We start from the raw sequence: 19,980 nt of genomic DNA, 5'->3' as shown, positions 1-19,980 counted from the left end.
CCATGGATTTCTCAATCATTCTCACCGAATGGCCCACCTACTGGCAGGGCCTCTACACCACGGTACTGCTGGTGGCGGCTTCCTTGATCCTCGGGCTGATGCTGGCGGTACCGCTCGGCATCCTGCGCAACAGCCGCAACTGGCTGATCAAGGGGCCGATCTGGGCCTATATCTACTTCTTTCGCGGCACCCCGCTGCTGGTGCAGCTGTTCATCATCTACTACGGCGCCGCCCAGTGGGAGTGGCTGAAAAACAGCATCGCCTGGGATCTGTTTGCCGAAGCCTGGTTCTGCGCCCTGCTGGCGTTCACCCTGAACACCGGGGCCTACACCGCCGAGATCGTGCGCGGCGCCGTGCTCAACATGCCCAAGGGGCAGATTGAAGCGGCCAACGCGTTCGGCATGACCCGCTGGCAGACCCTGACCCGGATCATTTTGCCCAACTCGTTTCGTCGGGCACTGCCGGCCTACAGCAACGAGGTGATCTTCATGCTGCAGGGCTCGGCGGTGGCAGGCATCATCACCATCGTCGATCTGACCGGCGCCGCGCGGATCATCAACTCCCGCTACTACAGCCCGTTCGAAGCGTTCCTGACCGCCGGCCTGCTCTACATGCTGCTGACCTTCGTCATCGTCTGGCTGTTCAAGAAGTGGGAAGCTCGCTGGCACGCCCACCTGCGCCCCCGCACCGTGTAAACGCCATAAAAAAAGCCCGCAATTGCGGGCTTTTTTGTCGCTGCGTGTTGCTTAGCGGCCCAGGTATTCCCGGTCGAAGAAGGTGTTGACCCAGTGGGGGCGGTAGATGGCGAGCAGGGTCATGGTCATGCCGTTGAGCAGCGCTTCGGGGAAGAGCAGCAGCGGCCAGATGGAAAGATAGTCGGCGCTGATGGTGTACCAGGGGTAGGTGTCGCTAAGGCCCATCAGGAGGGCGCTGGCCACCACCTTGACCGAGATGGAAAGGGCGCCGCCAAGAAAGGCCACCACGAACAGGTAGACGAACAGGTGGCGCGGCAGCCAGGCCCAGCTGGCCAGAAACAGCAGCCAGGTGGTGGCGACCGGCAGGGCCACGCCGAGGAGGGCCTGCCAGCCGATCTCGGCTAGCGGGATGACGCCAAAATAGCTGAGCACCAGCAGGGTGAGGCAGGGGGCGAGCAGGGCGAGACGCCAGCCCAGCAGCAGGGTCAGGCTGGTGAGGCCGAGAAAGTGCACGTCCAGTCCCTCGTGCAGGCCGGCCCGCAGGGTCCAGAGCGGTACCAGCACGATGGCGCCGCCGAGGCAGAGATGCTGATAGAGCGGATTGTGGTAGAGGGTGCGCAGCAAAGTGCCGCGCAGGCTGAATATGAGCAGCAGTACCCAGAGCAGCAGGGCGGCGGCTTGTCCTTCACTCATGGCAGATCCTTGTCCGGTGACGGCATGCAGATGGGCGAAGCCCTATGTGAAAGGGGCCGGCGTTTTCCCGGCCAGCCCCTGCGCTATCAGTATTTTACGTTGTTGTGGTACTTGGCGAGGATGCCCTGGACGCGGTCCATGGTCTCCTTGCTGGGCGGCTTGATCCCGTTGAGGTCATAGGTGTCGCCCAGTACGTCCCACTTGTGCTTGCCAAGTTCGTGGTAGGGCAGCAGCTCCACCTTCTCGACGCACTCTCCCAGTTCGGCGATGAACTGGCCGAGCCCTTCGGCGCTCTCGTCGTCGTCCGACCAGGTCGGCACCACCACGTAGCGGATCCACATGGTCTTGCCCTTGGCAGCCAGATAGCGGGCAAACTCCAGGGTGTACTTGTTGCTGACGTGGGTCAGCGGAATGTGCTTGTCGTCGTTGATCTGCTTGATGTCGAGCAGCACCAGATCGGTATTGTCGAGCACCTTGTCGAGCTGCTCGTCGTAGTGGCGCACGAAACCGTTGGTGTCGAGGCAGGTGTGGATGCCCTTCTCCTTGCAGGCGGCGAACAGTTCGGCGATGAAATTTTGCTGCAGCATGGCTTCGCCACCGGAGGCGGTGACGCCACCACCCGAGGCATTCATGAAGTGACGATAGCTGGTGATGTCGCTCATCAACTCCGGCACTGTCACCTCGCGGCCGCCCTGGGTGTCCCAGGTGTCGCGGTTGTGGCAGTACTTGCAGCGCATCAGGCAGCCCTGCATGAATACGATGAAGCGTATTCCGGGGCCATCGACAGTGCCGCAGGTTTCAACGGAATGGATCCGGCCAATGACCCCGGATGCATCGGCGGTCACACTGGTTTCAGCGGCGGTGGCGCTGACTTCGACAGCGGGGATCCGATTAATGACAGACATAGACGACTCCAATGATTCGAGCAGGCCGTTATTTTATTACATAAAGCCCTATAAATCCTACATGTTTAGCCCGGTACCGCGGCACCCAGCAGGCTCTCGAGGGCTTTGGCGGTGAGCGGCCGGCTGGTCAGGAAGCCTTGATAATGCTGGCATCCGAGGGATTTTAGGATGGCAAGTTGCTCTTCATCCTCCACCCCTTCGGCGGTGACGGTAAAACGAAAAACCTTGGCCAGTTCCAGGATTGCCTTGACGATGGCCTTGTCCTGTTCGCTGTGTACCAGGGTCTGAATGAAGCTTCGGTCGAGCTTCACCTCGTCTGCCGGCAGGTCGCGCAGGTAGGCGAGCGACGAGTAGCCGGTGCCGAAATCATCGATGGAGAGCAGAATGCCGAGCTCCTTGAGCTGGCGCATTCTGGCGATGCTCTCCAGCCGATTTTCCAGCACCACGGACTCGGTCACCTCCAGCAGCAGGCGGGAGGGGGGCACCCCGGTATCGCGCAGTATGTATTCCACCTGTTGCACGAAGCCGACGGTGTGGAACTGGCGGGCGCTGACGTTGACCGACAGATGGGGAATGGCCAGCCCGCGGTTGAGCCAGAAGCTGTATTGGGCGCAGGCGGTCTTCATCACCCAGTAGCCGATATCCTGGATGAGGCTGGTCTCCTCGGCAATGGGAATGAACTCCGCCGGCGGCACCATGCTGCCGTCGCTGCGCTGCCAGCGCAGCAGTGCCTCGATGCCGGACAGCGCGCCGTTGTCGACCCGGTATTGTGGCTGATAGTGCAGCTGCAGCTCGTGGTGGCGCAGTGCGTCGCGCAGCTGGTTGTTGAGCGCCAGCTTGCTCTTCTCCTTCTCGGCCATCGCCTCGCTGAAGAACACATAGTTGCCCTGGCCGGATCGCTTGGCCATGTGGGTGGCGGTGTCGGCCTGCTGCATCAGCACCAGGTGATCCTTGTCCTCGCTGGAGAAGAGGCTGATCCCCACCGAGGCGCTGCAGTGCAGCTTGTGATCCTCGATGTCGAACGGAATGCGAAACAGCCCCATCAGCTCGCGGGCGAAGTGCTCGGCCAGGATCTTGGCGGTGACATAGCCCTGGCCCAGGGCGGTGAACAGCAGGGCGAATTCGTCCCCCGAGATGCGGGCTAGCACCAGGTTGTCCTGCGGCAGCCCCTTGAGCCGCTCCACCACCGCCTGCAGCAGCAGATCGCCGCAGGCATGGCCGAGGGAGTCGTTGATCGACTTGAAGTTGTCCAGATCCACCAGCAGCAGGGCGCCCCACTGGCCGCCGGCCTCCTGCAGAGTACGCTGCATGATGTCGTTGAGGCTGCGGCGGTTGTAGAGGCCGCACAGATCGTCGTAATAGGCGAGCTGCTCGATGTGGCGCGCCGCCTCTTTCTCCTTGCTGATGTCGTAGAAGCTGCAGACGTAGTGGCTGATCTCGCCGTGCTCGTCCTGCACTCCGCTCACCATCAAGCGCACCGGGAACAGGTGGCCATCCTTGTGCAGGCAGCGCTCTTCCCCCATCCAGAACTCCTGGGCCGCCACTGCCTGACGTACATCCTGCTTCAGGTGATCGCCATAGTAGGTGGGCCTGAGCCGGACGATATGCTGGCCGATCATCTCATCGTCGGCAAAGCCGGTGATGCGGGTAAAGGAGTTGTTGACCTTGAGGATGATCCCCTTGTGATCCATCACCAGCAGGCCGTCGTGGGTGTTGAAAGCCACCTCGGCCAGCCGCAAGGCTTCGTCGGCGGCCAAGCGCTGCAGTTCAACGGCGGCCCGCTCGTGCTGGCTGCTGAGAGCATCGAGCAGCGGCATGGGGTCCGCCAGCGGCGTGTCGAGCAGCAGGGTGAGCTGGCCGATGGGGGCACCGTGCTGGCCGTGCAGCGGAATGCCGACATAGACGGGGGCATTGAGTGCCAGCAGCTGGCTGGCCTGGGGATAGCGTAGAGGCAGGTCTTCAACATAGACCGCCTGGCCGTGCTGGAACAGCTCCTGGCCGGGGCCCGGATCCATCTGGATGGGTTTGAGTACCGAGAAGGTCTCCCCCTCCAGCACGCAGCGCGGGATCATCCACAGTTCCTGGCCGCGCGGCTGGTACTCGCCGATCCAGCCGATGCGGGCGCCGCTGACGCTCATGCCCCAGCGCACCAGGGCGCGGCAATAGGCGATGCCGGTCAGCAGGGTGAGCTCGGCCGGCAGGGCCAGAACTGGGTTGTGCACAGGTTCGGGGAGCGGTTGCCAGTGGCCGAGCAGCTGGGCGCTGTGCCGCACCAGTTGCAGCATCTCCTCGCTGAGCGGGGTGGCGTTGAGGTATTCGAGGCTCAGCACGCCGATGAGTTTTTCCTGCTCCAGCAACGCGCCGTCCAGGCGCGAGCTCACCCCCGCATTGGCCAGATAGTAGTGCTGGCTCAGCATGGGCTGGTGCGCCGCCTCCGAAAAGCTCAGGGATTTGCGGGTGCGCAGGGCGCGGATGTAGCGGCTGTCGCCGCGAATGGCAGCCACATCGTCGGCCCCCAGGGTGAAGACCGGGGTCAGCTGCTCGCTGCCGAGGGGCCCGTTGGCCTGATAGTGCCAGAGGATCAGGCGATCGGCCCCCAGGCTCTCCTTGAGGGTCTCCAGCATGGCGGCAAACTGCTGCTGGCTCGCCATCTGGCTCAGGCGCGGCAGGTGCAGCGCCAGATCGGCCACCGGCTCCTGGCGCAGGGTCTGCAGGCAGATGAGCCAGAAGGCATCTTGTTCGTGGGAGAGGGCGACGTGCCACTGCTGGCCGGCAAAGCGCAGCACCAGCTTGCCGCCCTGGCCGCTGGTGAGCGCCTGCTCGATGGGCAGGCGCAGCGCATCCGGCAACTGGGCCGGCCAGGGGCCTCTGGGCTCATCGAGCCAGTAGAGCGGGGTTTGCATCACATCGGTCAGGGCGACCAGCCGCTGGCTGCGCACGTCCAGACGAAAGAACAGCGGTGTCTGGCTGGCAGAAGAAAGGTGACTGAGCGCGGTTGACGACATGAACTGATAACATCCTGTTGAACGACTGTCGGGTGGCAAGAATACTGCAAAATCGGTACAAACAAAATTTCATTGAATTCTAAATTAGAAAATACTAATTTAACGGCAATCTGTCGTTGACTGGAGTCTTGCTGATGAAACGGATCCTGATTGTAGGCGGTGTGGCCGGTGGTGCCTCTGCGGCGGCCAGAGCTCGCCGTCTGAGCGAAGAAGCGGAAATTGTGATGTTCGAGCGGGGCGAGTTCGTCAGTTTCGCCAACTGCGGGCTGCCTTATCACATCGGGGGCGACATCCCGAACCGGGATGCCCTGCTGTTGCAGACCCCCCAGAGCTTCAAACGCCGCTTCAACGTGGATGTGCGGGTCTTTCACGACGTCATCGAAATAGACAAGGCCGGCAAGAGCCTGTTGGTGCGCAACCTGCTGACCGGCGAAGAGCGCCGTGAAGCCTATGACGTGCTGCTGCTGAGCCCGGGGGCAGCCCCCATCCGGCCTCCGTTCCCCGGCATCGACAGCCTAGGTGTGCACACCTTGCGCAATATTCCCGACATGGATCGCATTCTGGCGGCGCTGGCGCACGATCAGCCGCGCCATGTCACCGTGGTGGGGGGCGGTTTCATCGGGCTGGAGATGATGGAGGCGCTGCACCAGCGCCAGCTGGCGGTCACCCTGCTGGAGCTCTCCGATCAGGTGATGGCGCCGGTGGATAAAGAAATGGCCAACATGCTCCATGCCCGCATCCGGGAGGAGGGGATCGATCTGCGTTTGCGCACCGGCCTCTCTGTCATCGAAAGCCTGGATGTGCCTGCCGAGAAGACCTCGGCGGTGGCGACTGCGCAACGGGGTGGATTGCGCCTGACCCTGAGCGATGGCTCCCGGCTCGATACCGGCCTGCTGATCCTCGCCATCGGCGTCAAGCCCGAGACCCTGCTCGCCGCCAAGGCGGGGCTGGAGCTGGGGCCCCGCGGCGGCATCAAGGTGGACGCCGGCATGCGCACCTCGGATCCCTTCATCTATGCGGTGGGGGATGCGGTGGAGGAGACCGATTTCGTCACCGGCGAGTCTGTGTTGATCCCGCTGGCGGGGCCTGCCAACCGGCAGGGGCGCATCGCCGCCGACAACATGCTGGGCCGAGCCGAAACCTACAAGAAGACCCAGGGCACCGCCATCTGCAAGCTGTTCGATCTGGCGGTGGCCAGCACCGGTCTCAGCGAGAAGCGGTTGCTGCAGCTGGGGCTGCCGTTTGAGAAGGCTTATGTTCACCCGGGCAGCCACGCCGGTTACTACCCCGGCGCCCACCCGGTCAGCCTCAAGCTGCTGTTTGCCCCCGATGGCAAGATTTACGGCGCCCAGGCCATCGGCAAGGACGGGGTCGACAAGCGCATCGACGTGTTGGCGGTGGCCCAGCGCGCCGGTCTCACCGTGTTTGATCTGCAGGATCTGGAGCTCACCTATGCACCGCCCTTTGGCTCGGCCAAGGACGTGATCAACATGGCCGGCTTCGTGGCCAGCAACCACTTGAAGGGGGATACCCTGCTCTGCCACGCAGCGGAGGTCGAGGCCCGTCACCCCCATCAGCAGGTGCTGGACGTGCGCAATGGCCCCGAACTCGACAAGCTGGGTCGCATCCCGGGTGCGCTGCACATCCCCCTCGATGAGCTGCGCGGCCGCCTTCACGAGCTGCCCAGGGATAAAGAGCTGCTCATCAGCTGTCAGGTAGGCTTGCGCGGTCACGTGGCCTGTCGCCTGCTGAGCCAGCACGGCTTCAAGGTCAAGAACCTCTCCGGCGGCTTCAAGACCTGGCAGATGGCGGTGATGGAATAACTCGCCCCAGCCGCAAGAGAGCGCCGACCCCAGGGTCGGCGCTGTTGCATCTGGCGGAGGCTGCCGGCGTTTTAACTGCAATGAGTTTTGTGTCAAGCGAGCCTGATCCCTTATCCTGTTGGCTATTGCGCTGCACTGGCAGCGAGCCAATCAGGGATGACATTTATGCGCCGCGTCGACTCTCACCCTCGCTTCTCTTGTTCCTCACCGCAACAGACTGCCGTTCCCGGGCGCCGCTGGCCGAGCCTGCTGCTGGCGGGATTCACGGCGCTGCTGCTGAGCGGCTGTGGCCCCGACAAGCCTGTTGCCAATGGGCCGACCACGCAACCTGCTGCCCAGCAGGAGGCCGGGGCGCCGAGTTCAGTCGTACAAGCCAATGCCCGCCAATATCGGGATGCCCCGGCGCTGGCGCTGGTCTTCTCCGGCCCCTTGGCGCCCAAGGCAAACTGGCAGAGTTGGCTCGGGGTCAGTGAAGGGGGCAAGCAGGTGCAGGGGGAGTGGATCCTCGCCGACGATGGCCGCACCCTCTATTTCCCGAACGTGCAACCCGACAAGAGCTACGAGGTGAGCCTCAAGGCGGGGCTGGGCCCATCCCCCCAGCGCTGGACCCTCAAGACCCGGCCGCTGGAGGCGGGGGCCTCCTTTACCGCCAGTGGCATGGTATTGCCGCTGCGCGACGAGCTGCGCCTGCCTATCAGCGCGGTCAATGTGGATGAGGTCAATATCGACTTCTTTCGGGTCGATGCCGAATACCTGCCCCGTTTCCTGGCCGAGTATCGCCCCGGTGCCGGCATGGGCAACTGGGAGCTTGAGCAGATCACCAAGCGGGCCAAGCGGGTGTTCAGCGGCCGCTACGGGCTGGAGCTCGATGCCAACCGGCGCGAGACTCGTCTCATCAATGTGAAGGAGCCGCATCTGGCTGAGGCCGGCGTCTACTTTGCGGTGATGTCGCCCCTTGGCAACTACGACTGGCGCAAGGAGACCACCTATTTCGCGGTGAGCGACATGGGGCTAAGTGCCCGCCGTTACCGCGATCAGCTGGAGGTGTTCGTCAGCTCCCTGGCCAGCGCCGACCCGCTCAAGGATGTGCAGCTCTCCCTGCTCGACGAGAAGGGCAACCGGCTGCAGGTGCAAAACACCGATCCGCAAGGCCATCGCCGCTTCGATCAGGTGCAGGGGGCTCGCCTGCTGCTGGCCGAGCAGGGCAACCATCTGGCGGTGCTGCGACTCGATGGGGCAGCGCTCGATCTCTCCACCTTCGATCTCGGTACCCAGCCCTGGCAGGCTCAGCAGCCTTATCTGTTCAGCGGGCGCGATCTCTATCGCCCCGGCGAGCGGCTCGACAGCGAGATCCTGCTCAAGGGGCAGGATGGCCAGCTGTTGCCGGGCATGGCGGTGGAGCTGGAGGTGAAACAGCCGGACGGCCAGCTGCTCGAACAAAAGCGCCTGCTGCCCGATAGCCTTGGCGCCGCTCACTACGGCCTGCGCCTGCCGGACGATGCGCCGCTCGGGCGCTGGACCATCAACCTCAAGACCGCCGCCGGCAGCCGCTTCGAGTGGCCCTTTTTGGTGGAGGAGTTCTTACCGGAGCGGCTGAAACTGCAGCTTGGCAAGGGGCTGGATGGCGAAGTCACAGATTTGGACACCGCCCTGACGCTGCCGCTGCAGGGGGACTATCTCTACGGCGCGCCAGCCAGTGCCACCAAGGCCAAGGCGGAGGTGAAGTTAAGCCGTGCCACCATGCCCTTTACCCAGTGGCAGGAGTTCACCCTGGGTGACGTGCTGCTCGCCGAGCAGGGCAAGGATCTTGAACCCCTCAATCTCACCCTCGATGCGCAGGGGCAGGGGACTTTTTCGTTAGCTGATGAGCTCGATGGAGTGCGCGCTCTCGGGCCGCTGGAGGTGGCCTATCGGGTGTCGCTCGCCGAGCCCGGCGGTCGCGCCGTCAATCGCAGCCGCACCCAGTATGGCTGGCCTGCGGGTAGCCAGTGGCCTGCGCTCAAGGCCGACTTCGTGGCTGATCGGGTAGAGGGGGGCAAGCCGCTCCCCTTCCAGATCCTCAACCTCGATAAGCAAGGCCAACCGGTGGCGGGTGCGGTGAAAGTGCGCCTTATCAACGAGTACCGCGACTACTACTGGCACTACGCCGATGGCGAGGGGTGGAAGTACGAGTTCAACAGCCAGCCCTATCTGGAGCAGGAGCAGACCCTGCAGCTGGATGGCAAGGGGCCGACCCCGCTCACGCTGCAACTGGCGGCGGGCTGGTATCGATTGGAAGTGGAGAACAGTCAGGGCCATCAATCGAGCCTGCGGGTGGAGATCGGCAGTTACGCCTGGGGCGGCGGTGGCGAGCAGGCGCGGCCCGACAAGATTGCCATTACCCTCGACAAGCGCGCCTATCAGGCGGGCGACAAGGCCAACGTGACGCTGGTGGCCCCGCGACCCGGCAAGGGGTTGCTGTTGGTGGAAGATGGCGACGGCCTGCGCTGGTGGCAGCGCATCGAACTCAAGGGGGCCGGTGGCGAGGCCAAGGATGCCCGCGGCGAGTTCGAGATCCCGGTCAGTCCCGAGTGGCAGCGCCATGACCTGCATATCTCGGCCCAGATCGCCGCGCCAGACAGCGCCTCCAAACCGGTTGGCAAGCCGCAGGGGCAGAGCCTGCGTTCAGTCGGACTGGTGCCGCTCACCCTGGACCGGGAAGCGCGCCGTCTGCCGCTCACCCTGATCGCGCCGGACAAAGCCGTGCCGCTCACCCGACTGGAGGTGACCGCCACCTCCACCCCCAACAGTCATGGCCGCGTGGTGCTGGCCGCGGTCGATCGGGGCGTGCTCAATATCAGTGACTACCAGCCCCTCGACCCGTTCGAGATCTTCTTTGGTCGCAAGCGCTTCGCCCAAGATTTGTTCGACAACTATGGCCAGGTGATCCCGCCGCAAGATGGCAAGCTGGCCCGCCTCAACTACGGCGGCGATCGGGCGCCGCTGAAAAAGGGTGGCGCGCTGGAGAGCCGGGTCGAGATCGCCGCGCTCTGGAGTGGCGAGGTGAGTTTTGACGAGAGCGGCAAGGCGGTGATCCCGCTCGACCTACCCAACTTCAACGGCGAGTTGGCGCTGATGGCGCTGGCCTGGAATGAACAGCAGGTCGGCGAGGCCGAGCGTGCCGTCAAGGTGGTGGCGCCCTTGGTGGCGGAGATCGGCTGGCCGCGCTTTGGCGCCAGAGGGGATGAGACCCGTGCGCTGGTGCAGCTGCGCAACATGAGCGGCGAGGATCAGACCCTCTCCCTTGTCTGGACCCTCAATGGTGGGTTGAAAGCAAACGGCGAGCTGCCCCGCACCCTTTCCCTTAAAAACGGCGAGGAGCAGTGGCTGACCCTGCCGCTCACCGTGACCGGGGCAAGCGGTGTGGCGAGCCTGCAGTTGGCGGCCAGCGGCAAGGATTTTGCGATAAGTCGCGACTGGACTTTGCCGCTGCGCTCCCCCTGGCCGGCCGAGACGCGCCAACGCTACCAGATGCTGGCCCCCGGCCAGCAGATGACTTTTGCGCAAGGTGAGCTGGCCGGGCTGGATCGCAGCAATCTGCAGGGGCTGCTCAGCCTCTCCGGCACTCCCCCTTGGGATCCGGCAGCCCAGTGGCAGGCGCTGGCCGACTACCCCTACGCCTGTCTGGAGCAGACCCTGTCCCGTGCCTGGCCTTACTTGCTGACCACGGCGGATGAGCGCACCGCCTGGAGCAAACCCGCAGAGGGCAAGAAAGCGGCGAGCGAGGCGGACGTGCAACGCGCCCTGTTGCAACGGCTGCAGCGGTTGCAACTGCCAAGCGGCGGCTTTGGCCTGTGGGATGGTCGCTCCGACGAGGAGCAGTGGCTCACCGCCTATGCCGCCGACTACCTGCTGGCGCGCAAGGAGGCGGGCGACGCCGTGCCGGAGGCCATGCTCAATCAGGCGCTGAACCGGCTGCAAAGCTATCTCACCGACAGCCAGTACGGCGAGCGCTGGAGCAGTGCCCCCGAGCACAGCCGGCTGGCCTATCAGGCCTACAGCGCCTATGTGCTGGCCCGGGTGGGCAAGGCGCCGCTCGCTACCCTACGTCTTATCTGGGAGCAGCAGGCCGATCACGCCCGCTCCGGCTTGCCGCTCTTGCACCTCTCGCTGGCGCTCTCGGCCATGGGGGATGAGCAGAACGCCGCCAAGGCCCTCAGCCGGGCATTGGCGACCGAGCGCGGTGACGACTATCTCGGGGATTACGGCTCGCCACTGCGCGATGAAGCCCTTGAGCTCTCCCTGCTGCGCCAGCACAAGCTGGCTGCGGAGCGCTGGTCAGCCCTCAGCGCCAAGGTGGCCGATAGCTTGGCCCACCGTCAGTGGCTCAGCACCCAGGAGCGGCTCGCCCTGCTTCGACTCGCCCGCTTCGATCCGGCCGCCGACTGGCAGGCCAGGATGACTTCCTCTCTTGGCAGTGGATCCCTGAGCGGTTCGGCCCCGCTGCAGCAGGGCGCCCCCGAGGCACTGGCCGCGAGCGCCATCACCAACGAGGGCAAGGGCTCCCTCTATGTGCAGCGTACCCTGATTGGCTACCCCGAACAGGCACCGGCACGGGTCAGCAAGGGGATGAGTGTGACCCGCAGCTGGTTCAACAGCGATGGTCAGCCGTTTGATCCCGCCAAGGTGAAGGTCGGCGATCTGGTGGTGGTGCGGCTCAACGTCAGCAGTGAATCGGCGGTGCCCGACGCCCTGCTGGTGGAGATGGTGCCCGCCGGCTTCGAGCTGGAGAACCCGGCCCTTGGCAACAGCATCAAGCTCGAAGATCTCTCCATCGAGGGGAAACCGGCGTGGCAGAGCGAGTGGAACGACTACCTCAAGCATCAGGAATTTCGTGATGACCGCTACACGGCGGCGCTGGATCTGAGCGAGGGGAGCAACCAGCAGCTGGTCTACCTGATGCGGGCGGTGACGCCGGGTCGCTATCAGGTGCCACCGACCCAGGTGGAGGATATGTACCGACCCGAGATCCGGGCTGTGGGTGAGGATATCCACGAGGTGCGTATCTCTGAGTAACAAACCCTCCCTTGAGCGGGTTCGCCCGCTCACTTTTTGGCAGCGTGGTTGGCTGAGCCTGGGTCGCAGTGGCCGCGCAGGCTGGCGCTGGCTTGGCGATCTGCCGCGCTGGCTGCGCTTTTCGGTGCTGGGCGTTGTCGCACTGCTGCTGTCATTGCTGGCGCTGGATCGGATTTTCCCGCCGCCGCCACTCGACCCCGCCTATGCGCGGGTGGTGCTCGACATGAAGGGGCGACCGCTGCGCGCCTTTGCCGATACCAGCGGGGTGTGGCGCTACCCCGTGACCCTGGAGCAGGTCTCCCCCCGCTATATCGAGGCGCTGCTGGGCTACGAGGATCGCTACTTCTGGCGTCATCCGGGGGTCAACCCGGTGGCCATGGTGCGCGGCATCGGTCAGTGGCTGCGCTACGGGCGTGCCGTGTCGGGCGGCTCGACCCTCACCATGCAGGTGGCCCGCCTTATCGAGCCCTACCGCAGGAGCGTGCCCGGCAAGCTGCGCCAGATGGCGCGCGCGCTGCAACTGGAGTGGCACTACGACAAGCGCACTCTGCTCACCGTCTACCTCAACCGGGCGCCGTTTGGCGGCAATCTGGAGGGGGTGCAGGCGGCAAGTTTTGCCTATCTCGGCAAGAGCGCCGCCAAGCTGACCTATGCCGAGGCTGCGCTGTTGGCGGTGCTGCCGCAGGCGCCCAGCCGCAACCGGCCGGACCGGCATCCCGAACGGGCTCGCACCGCCCGCGACAAGGTGATGCAGCGGCTGGTAGCACAGGGTGTCTGGCCCGAACAGGTGTGGCTGGAGGGGCGCATCGAGCCTGTGTTGGCTCGCGGTCACTTCACGCCGATGGAGGCGCCGCTGTTTGCCCGTCTTGCCGCCGATAATCAGGCGGGAGCGCTGGTGCATACCACTATCGACGGCGATCTGCAGCGCTGGCTGGAGGGACGGGTGGCAAGCTATATCCGTCGCTTCCCCGAGCAGACCTCCGCGGCCCTGCTGCTGGTAGACAACAAAACCATGGCGGTGCGCGCCTATGTGGGCAGCGCCGAGTATGGCAATTTGCGCCGCCACGGTTACCTAGACATGGTGCAGGCGATCCGCTCCCCCGGCTCTACGCTCAAGCCCTTTATCTACGGTCTGGCCATGGACGAAGGGCTGGTGCACTCGGCCTCCCTGCTCTCCGATGCGCCGAGACTGGGGTCTGATTATCGCCCCGCCAACTTTTCCGGTGCCTTTCAGGGGCCGGTGACCCTGGCTCAGGCGCTGCAGCAATCCCTCAATGTGCCAGCGGTGCAGGTGCTGGAGGCGCTCGGGACCGACAAGCTGGTCAGCCGCCTCGACAATGCCGGGGTGCGGCTGGCACTCTCCGACAAGCCCAACCCAGCCATCGCGCTGGGGGCGGCGGGCATTCGGCTCGAACAGCTGGTGGCGCTCTACAGTGCGCTGACCCGCGAGGGGAAGGTGGCGATGCCGGTCTGGCTGGCGGGGCAGCAGGCGGTGTCACGCCCCTTGCTGAGCCCGGGAGCGGCCTGGATCATCTGGCAGATATTGAGCGCGCAGGGGCGGGCGGATCAGTCCTTTGCCAGTGAGGCGACCGGCCGGGTCAATCGACTGGCCTGGAAGACCGGTACCAGCTATGGCTATCGCGACAGCTGGGCGATGGGGGTCTCAGGTCGCTGGACCATCGGCGTCTGGCTGGGGCGCCCCGACGGCACCCCCATGCCCGGTTTTTACGGCCAGAGCGCGGCGGTGCCGCTGCTGCTCTCTGTCTACTCGCGGCTCGCTGACAACAGCCCCCTGCCGGCGCAGCCCAACACGGTGAGCGAGGCCGAAGTGTGCTGGCCGCTGGGGCGCAAGGCCAACGCGACCCTGCCTGAGGCCTGTTTGCAGCGTCAGAGCGCCTGGTTGCTGGAAGGGCGCGATCCTCCCACCTTGCCGGATCCCATGGACTGGCCCTCGCCGCTGCGTCAAGTTGCATTGACCGCCGCGGGCAAGCCGACGCTGACCCGTTGCCAGGATGCGGCGCAATCCGGTTTTAGGGCGCTTTGGCCATTGTCGCTGGAGCCGTGGCGGGTGCCTGGCGAGCGGCGGCAGGTACTGCTGGCCAGCGGCTGCGCGGGGGAGGGGCAGAGCGCCGAGCTGCAGGCCCCCATTCGCATCGTAGCGCTGGGGGAGGGCAATCTTATTCGCAGCCAGCGCTATCGGCTGCAGCCCAAGGTGCTGGGTGGTATTGGCAAGCCGGCCTGGTTTCTCAACGGTCAGCGGCTGCGCTGGGATGGGGATCAGGTGCTGAGCGAGGCGGGTCGTTATCAGCTGGTGGTGGTGGACGAGGCGGGCAACAGCGATCGCATCGAGTTTCGGCTGGAGAATCCCTCCTGAGGGGAGGCGCCTCTCTTTGGGGTGTCAGAATATTGACGACATCGGGGGATGGCTCCGATGTCGTCAGCGGATTGTCGATTTCCCCGCAGGGCGTCGCGGATTCAGGGCTTGACCTGACCCAGCCGGGTGAAGAAGTGCTGACTCTTGCGCTGGTGGAAGTGGCTCTTCTTGATGGAGTGAAACACCAGCTTGCTGTCCGGATGGCTCGCCTTGAGGCGATGGATCATCGCCATGGCTGGTAAGCCAGTACTGACGAGCGTGGTGAGAGGCAGACTCTGGGTCTGCGGCCCCAGCAGCTGGTTGAGCCCCTGCTGGGCCTGCTCGAAGCGGGTCAGCGCGGCGGGCTCGGCGTAGCCGCTGCCCAGCATGGCGAGCAGGGCATCGAGCGCCTGATTAAATTCGGCCAGCTGCTGGCGAAAGCCGCTGCGACTGCGCAGGGCGATCAGCTCTGCAAACGGGATGTCGGCCAAGTGAGTGGGTACTTGCAGCGGGATCTCCAGATGGAAGCAATCCTGGCCACCGCGGTTGTGATAGCGGGACTCAAGCAGGTGGAGCAGCCGGTCCAGATAGTCGTGATCGGTGATGAGCGCCCCCTCATTGGCGAGCGCCCACTCGCGGGCGAGCCGCATGGATAGCAGGTTGGCAAAGCGGCGCGCCATCCTGAACCCGCCCTCTTCCTGACTGGCAAAACCGTGCGCCAGGCAAAAGCCGTGCAGCCGCTCCAGCCCCGCCTGGGCCGGGCAGAAGCAGTCGTGGTTGGCCGGCGTGCGCCAGCGACCGATCAGCTCCTTGTTGCCAAACACCTTGTGACGCACGAAGTCGGGGGCGAGCAGGCTGCTCAGCTGACTCTCCAGCTGGGGAGTGATGGTGGCGAAGAAGGCGTCATCCGGCCGCTCGGCCAGCAGATCCGTCTCCTGTTCGAGCGTCTGCAGCAGGGCGGTGAGGCCGCTCTTCTCACTGACGGTGAAGACGAAGGCGAGCCGCTCCAGATAGAGCAGGGCAAACTTGAGCCACAGCTCGTCGCGCACTTCCATGCCGGGGTAGTAGATATAGGTCTTCATCGAATGGGTCTGTGGTCAGGAATGTTGCCGGGACGCAGGTTCGGGAATATACGCAAGATTGCCTCGGTGCGGCAAACATTGCGTGGGGGAATGTGAGCAAACGCTCATCCAGTAGGCGCTGGCCACAAAGTTCTGATATAATTCGCGCCCTTAAATCAAGGTCACCCGAGTCATTACCATGAAGTTCATTATCAAGCTGTTCCCGGAAATCACCATCAAGAGCAAGTCGGTTCGCCAGCGTTTCATCAAGATCCTGCAGGGCAATATCCGCAATGTCCTGCGCCGCTTCGACGACGATGCCCGGGTGCGGATGGATTGGGACAAGCTGATCGTGAGCTCCCGCAATGACCAGTTCCGTGAACAGGCCATCGAAGCCCTGGCCTGCATTCCCGGCATTCAGGCTTTCCTCGAGGTGCAGGCCAGCAAGTTTACCGACCTGCACGACATCTTCGAGCAGGTGAAAGCCGTGTGGGGTGACCAGCTCGAGGGGAAAACCTTCTGCGTGCGCGCCAAGCGCCACGGCAAGCACGAGTTCTCCTCCCTCGAAGTGGAGCGCTACGTGGGCGGTGGCCTGAACCAGCACTGCGTGAGCAACGGCGTGCGCCTTAAGAACCCAGATGTGAAGATCAACCTCGAGATCGATGGCGAAGAGCTCTTCATCGTCAGCGCCATCCATCAGGGCTTGAGCGGTATGCCCATCGCGACCCAGGAAGATGTGTTGAGCCTCATCTCCGGCGGTTTTGACTCCGGTGTGGCCTCCTTCCAGTTCATCAAGCGCGGCTGCCGGGTGCACTACTGCTTCTTCAATCTGGGTGGGGCCGCTCACGAGATCGGCGTCAAGCAGGTGGCCTATCACCTGTGGAACCGCTTCGGCTCTTCCCACCGAGTGCGTTTCACCGCGGTGGACTTCGAGCCGGTGGTGGCCGAGATCCTCGAGAAGATCGACAACGGCCAGATGGGCGTGGTGCTCAAGCGGATGATGATGCGTGCCGCCGCCAAGGTGGCCGACGAGTTCCAGATCCCGGCGCTGGTGACCGGTGAGTGTGTGGGTCAGGTCTCCAGCCAGACCCTCACCAACCTGAACGTCATCGACCGGGTGACCGACAAGGTGATCCTGCGCCCGCTCATCACCTGGGACAAGCCGGACATCATCAGTGAAGCCCGTCGCATCGGCACCCTGGAGTTTGCCGAAACCATGCCGGAGTACTGCGGTGTCATCTCCAAGAAGCCGACCGTGAAGGCCGAGCTCTCCCGCATCGAGGCGGAAGAGGAGAACTTCGACTTCGCCATTCTGGACAAGGTGGTGGCCGAGGCCCGTTACCTCGACATTCGTCGCATCGGTGAAGAGACCGCCGCCGAGGTGCAGGAAGTGGAGACCACCACCGAAAGCGGTGACAACGAGGTGATCCTCGATATCCGCTCCATGGACGAGCACGACGAGAAGCCGTTGCTGGTGGAAGGGCGTGAGGTCATGCATATCCCCTTCTTCAAGCTGGCTACCGCTTTTGGCGATCTGCCCAAGGAGAAGACCTACCTGCTCTACTGCGATCGCGGCGTGATGAGCAAGCTGCAGGCGCTCTATCTGAAAGAGAAAGGCTTTGCCAACGTCAAGGTGTACCGTCCGTAATGTGACGTTCACGCATGCATAAAAAATCCGGCCATGAGCCGGATTTTTTTATTTCACTCGGGGGAGATGATGTTCGTTAAGGGCAGGGCACCGGGGTAAAGGTGGATTGCCCCTGACAGCGCCACCCCATCTCCGCCTGGCGCATCTGCCACAGGTTGTTGCTGCGAAACAGGGTCAGGATGTAGATCATGTCGCTCTTGGTGCCGTCGAGGGCAACGGAGAGCACCAGATCGTTATCCAGCTGTTGTGCCTGGATGCGACTGGGGATGTCGCTGTGGCCGACAAAACGCAATGCCACTTCACGATAGTCATTGACCCAACTCTGCTGGGCAGTGCTTGCCTGTCGGATCTGCTGGTTGAACTGCTGCACCGGGGTGGAAGCGAGCCGTCCAAACAGTACCTGCGCTTCGGCCTGCGCCGTTGCCACATTCATCAATAGCAGTGATGTGATGAGTCCAAGTTTTTGCATGAGGGATTCCGGCTTACAACACTGGACCTTATGACAACAGAAAAGCCTGCTTGGTTCAACGCAACCTGGCCAGGAGTGCGACTCGACCCCTGACCACGGCATCAATTGCGCTGCAGGGAGAAGGTGGGCAGTGACAAATGCCAATAGATGGCCGCCACTCGCAAACCGAACACCCCCGTCATGCAGATGAGCATGGCGGTCACCCGATCCACGTTTATCTCCAGCGCCAGGGTATAGAGGATGCCCCCCAGGATACAGGCGGTGGCATAGATCTCTTTTTGCAAGACCATGGGCACCTCACGGGCCAGCACGTCCCTGATCATGCCGCCGGCCACCCCTGTCATGGTGCCCATCAAGACGGCGATCAACCCCGATGTACCAAAGTTGAGGGCTTTTTGCGCCCCGATCACGGTAAAGAGTGCCAGCCCGAAGGCGTCGGCGACCGGCAGCACGTACCAGGGCATGCGGCGGGGCAGCTTGACCATCCACATCCCGATGAGTGCTGTTGCTATCACCACCCAGATGTAGAGCGGGTCGCGTACCCAGAAGACGGGGGTGGCCCCCAGGATCATGTCGCGGATGGTACCGCCCCCGATGGCAGTGACTGCCGCCAATACCATGACGCCAAAACCGTCCATCCTGAGGCGGCCTGCCACCAAAACCCCCGAAAACGCGAATACCGCAGTACCAAACATGTCGCTGATGTAAACAATCTGCTCAACCAGTGTCTGCATGGAGAACAACTCACGTCCAATTGTTGATGGGGCCGCGATTTTAGGGGGGATTGCGGCGTCTGACCAATGGCTGCCTGCAAGAAGTGGGAGCCAGACCAAGTTTTTGCGGGCGGTGATGATGCCGGTTGGTGTCATGGCGCCAGAGCGGTGCCAGATCGCCGGCAAGGCTCACACTGTCTCATCCATCGCCCTCTGTTGTTTGCCTCATGAACCTTACAGGGAGAACAGGGCATTTTTTTCCTCAAGTTCAACGAGAACATGCCGATAAATAGGGTAAGCGGCGTTAATGCGATGAAGCGTTGAAAATAATGCTAAAGACATCGAAAAATAGGCCGTTAAATAAGACGAATCGAACAGGAAAGACAATAAAGTTCGAGCAAATTAGATAGTAAATTTAATAGCTTAGGAGAATAGTTATGGCCATGTATATCAATACTAACGTTTCGTCACTCAACGCTCAGCGTAATATGACAAACTCGACCAAATCACTTGATACATCTTATACTCGTTTGGCATCTGGCCTGCGTATCAACAGCGCCAAAGATGATGCCGCGGGCCTGCAAATCTCCAACCGTCTGACCTCTCAGATTAACGGACTGGATCAAGGTAACCGTAATGCCAACGATGGTATCTCTCTGGCACAAACTGCCGAAGGGGCGATGGATGAAGTGACCGGTATGCTGCAGCGCATTCGTACGCTGTCTCAACAATCAGCAAACGGTTCCAACTCTACCAAGGATCGTGAAGCGTTGCAAAAAGAGGTGGATCAGCTGGGCGCAGAGATCAACCGCATCTCCAGTGCGACAACGTTTGCTGGCACCAAACTGTTAGATGGGAGCTTTGGTGGATCTTTCCAGGTTGGGGCTGATGCAAACCAGACTATCGGTTTTAGCCTCTCTCAGACCGATGGTTTCAGTATTTCTGGAATTTCTGTCGCTGCGGGAACCACGATCGATGTCATCAGCGGCTCGACTGGTAGTGTGACGACAGCTGTTGGCATTAGCACTATTTTTACTGGTGGTGGTTCTGGTGGCATCAATATCGGTAGCCAGAGTGAGGCACAAAAGGTGTTGGCCGCAGCAGATGCCATGCTGGGGGTGGTCGATAGTAAGCGTGCCGAGCTGGGTGCAGTGCAGAATCGGTTGGATTCGACCATTCGCAACCAGGCCAATATCTCGGAGAACGTGTCTGCTGCCCGCTCGCGTATTCGCGATGCGGACTTTGCCACCGAGACCGCCAATATGACCAAGCAGAACATTCTGCAGCAGGCTGCATCTAGCGTTCTGTCGCAAGCCAACCAGCGCCCGCAGGCCGCGCTCCAACTGTTGCAGGGCTAACAAAAGAAAACAGGGCGGTTGTTCAGGCCGCCCTGGTCAAGAGATGGAACAAAGGGGTGTTCGGGTTAGCACTCTGTTCTATCGGGTGAGAATACATTCTCTACTAGTAATGCCAAGGGTTGTCCAGATGTTCAGTTCTGTCACCCTTGGTCATATTCTCCTGAGCATATGCTCAACTTTAGGCCGGTTTACCGGCCTCTTT

Annotated in this window: 12 protein-coding genes; 6 read left to right on the top strand and 6 right to left on the bottom strand. The window is 62.7% G+C overall.

The window, feature by feature from the left end; translation table 11 throughout:
• Positions 1 to 2: 2 nt before the first annotated feature.
• Positions 3 to 695 carry an ABC transporter permease gene (locus tag OKC44_RS00625; RefSeq protein WP_039214955.1) on the top strand — a complete coding sequence of 231 codons (693 nt, stop codon included), beginning with the start codon at positions 3 to 5 and terminating at the stop codon, positions 693 to 695.
• A 51-nt stretch (positions 696 to 746) separates the two neighbouring features.
• Here the strand turns inward: OKC44_RS00625 and OKC44_RS00620 are convergent, their stop codons facing one another.
• The 3 genes from OKC44_RS00620 to OKC44_RS00610 all read right to left on the bottom strand — a co-directional run bounded on the left by OKC44_RS00620 (position 747) and on the right by OKC44_RS00610 (position 5,298).
• Positions 747 to 1,388, bottom strand: coding sequence for an energy-coupling factor ABC transporter permease (locus OKC44_RS00620; protein ID WP_227289780.1), 642 nt, complete (start codon positions 1,386 to 1,388; stop codon positions 747 to 749).
• An 86-nt stretch (positions 1,389 to 1,474) separates the two neighbouring features.
• Positions 1,475 to 2,293, bottom strand: a complete 819-nt coding sequence (gene pflA, locus OKC44_RS00615; RefSeq protein WP_011705579.1) for a pyruvate formate lyase 1-activating protein — start codon at positions 2,291 to 2,293, stop codon at positions 1,475 to 1,477.
• 65 nt (positions 2,294 to 2,358) lie between these two features.
• Positions 2,359 to 5,298, bottom strand: a complete 2,940-nt coding sequence (locus OKC44_RS00610) for a sensor domain-containing phosphodiesterase (protein WP_227289778.1) — start codon at positions 5,296 to 5,298, stop codon at positions 2,359 to 2,361.
• A 134-nt stretch (positions 5,299 to 5,432) separates the two neighbouring features.
• Here OKC44_RS00610 and OKC44_RS00605 point away from each other — a divergent pair, with 134 nt between their 5' ends.
• The 3 genes from OKC44_RS00605 to pbpC all read left to right on the top strand — a co-directional run bounded on the left by OKC44_RS00605 (position 5,433) and on the right by pbpC (position 14,550).
• Positions 5,433 to 7,121, top strand: a complete 1,689-nt coding sequence (locus tag OKC44_RS00605) for an FAD-dependent oxidoreductase (RefSeq protein WP_270810434.1) — start codon at positions 5,433 to 5,435, stop codon at positions 7,119 to 7,121.
• Between the two features lie 165 nt (positions 7,122 to 7,286).
• The gene (locus OKC44_RS00600; protein ID WP_442865685.1) at positions 7,287 to 12,176 is read left to right on the top strand and encodes an alpha-2-macroglobulin family protein; all 4,890 of its coding nucleotides are present in this window, start codon (positions 7,287 to 7,289) and stop codon (positions 12,174 to 12,176) included.
• Positions 12,142 to 14,550 (top strand): penicillin-binding protein 1C, encoded by a 2,409-nt coding sequence (gene pbpC / locus OKC44_RS00595; RefSeq protein WP_270810430.1) that lies wholly within the window; start codon positions 12,142 to 12,144, stop codon positions 14,548 to 14,550. The genes OKC44_RS00600 and pbpC overlap by 35 nt, the downstream gene beginning before the upstream one ends.
• Before the next feature lie 101 nt (positions 14,551 to 14,651).
• On the opposite strand, the gene OKC44_RS00590 is transcribed toward pbpC, so the two are convergent.
• Positions 14,652 to 15,611, bottom strand: a complete 960-nt coding sequence (locus tag OKC44_RS00590; protein ID WP_270810429.1) for a hypothetical protein — start codon at positions 15,609 to 15,611, stop codon at positions 14,652 to 14,654.
• A 178-nt stretch (positions 15,612 to 15,789) separates the two neighbouring features.
• On the opposite strand from OKC44_RS00590, the gene thiI reads away from it, so the two are divergent.
• Complete coding sequence (thiI, locus tag OKC44_RS00585; RefSeq protein ID WP_270810428.1) at positions 15,790 to 17,238, top strand: tRNA uracil 4-sulfurtransferase ThiI; 1,449 nt, start codon at positions 15,790 to 15,792, stop codon at positions 17,236 to 17,238.
• A gap of 76 nt (positions 17,239 to 17,314) precedes the next feature.
• On the opposite strand, the gene OKC44_RS00580 is transcribed toward thiI, so the two are convergent.
• Both OKC44_RS00580 and OKC44_RS00575 read right to left on the bottom strand, forming a co-directional pair.
• Positions 17,315 to 17,707: a hypothetical protein gene (locus OKC44_RS00580; protein WP_039214967.1), complete on the bottom strand. Its 393-nt coding sequence runs from the start codon at positions 17,705 to 17,707 to the stop codon at positions 17,315 to 17,317.
• 101 nt (positions 17,708 to 17,808) lie between these two features.
• Positions 17,809 to 18,441, bottom strand: coding sequence for a trimeric intracellular cation channel family protein (locus OKC44_RS00575; RefSeq protein ID WP_270810427.1), 633 nt, complete (start codon positions 18,439 to 18,441; stop codon positions 17,809 to 17,811).
• A gap of 416 nt (positions 18,442 to 18,857) precedes the next feature.
• On the opposite strand from OKC44_RS00575, the gene OKC44_RS00570 reads away from it, so the two are divergent.
• Complete coding sequence (locus OKC44_RS00570) at positions 18,858 to 19,778, top strand: flagellin N-terminal helical domain-containing protein (RefSeq protein WP_073349729.1); 921 nt, start codon at positions 18,858 to 18,860, stop codon at positions 19,776 to 19,778.
• The last annotated feature ends 202 nt before the right edge of the window (positions 19,779 to 19,980 follow it).

This window comes from Aeromonas sp. S41-2 (assembly GCF_027705845.1).
Taxonomy (GTDB): domain Bacteria; phylum Pseudomonadota; class Gammaproteobacteria; order Enterobacterales; family Aeromonadaceae; genus Aeromonas; species Aeromonas hydrophila.
The sequence above is the reverse complement of the archived record's forward strand: the minus strand, read 5'-3'. Positions and strand labels throughout refer to the sequence as shown.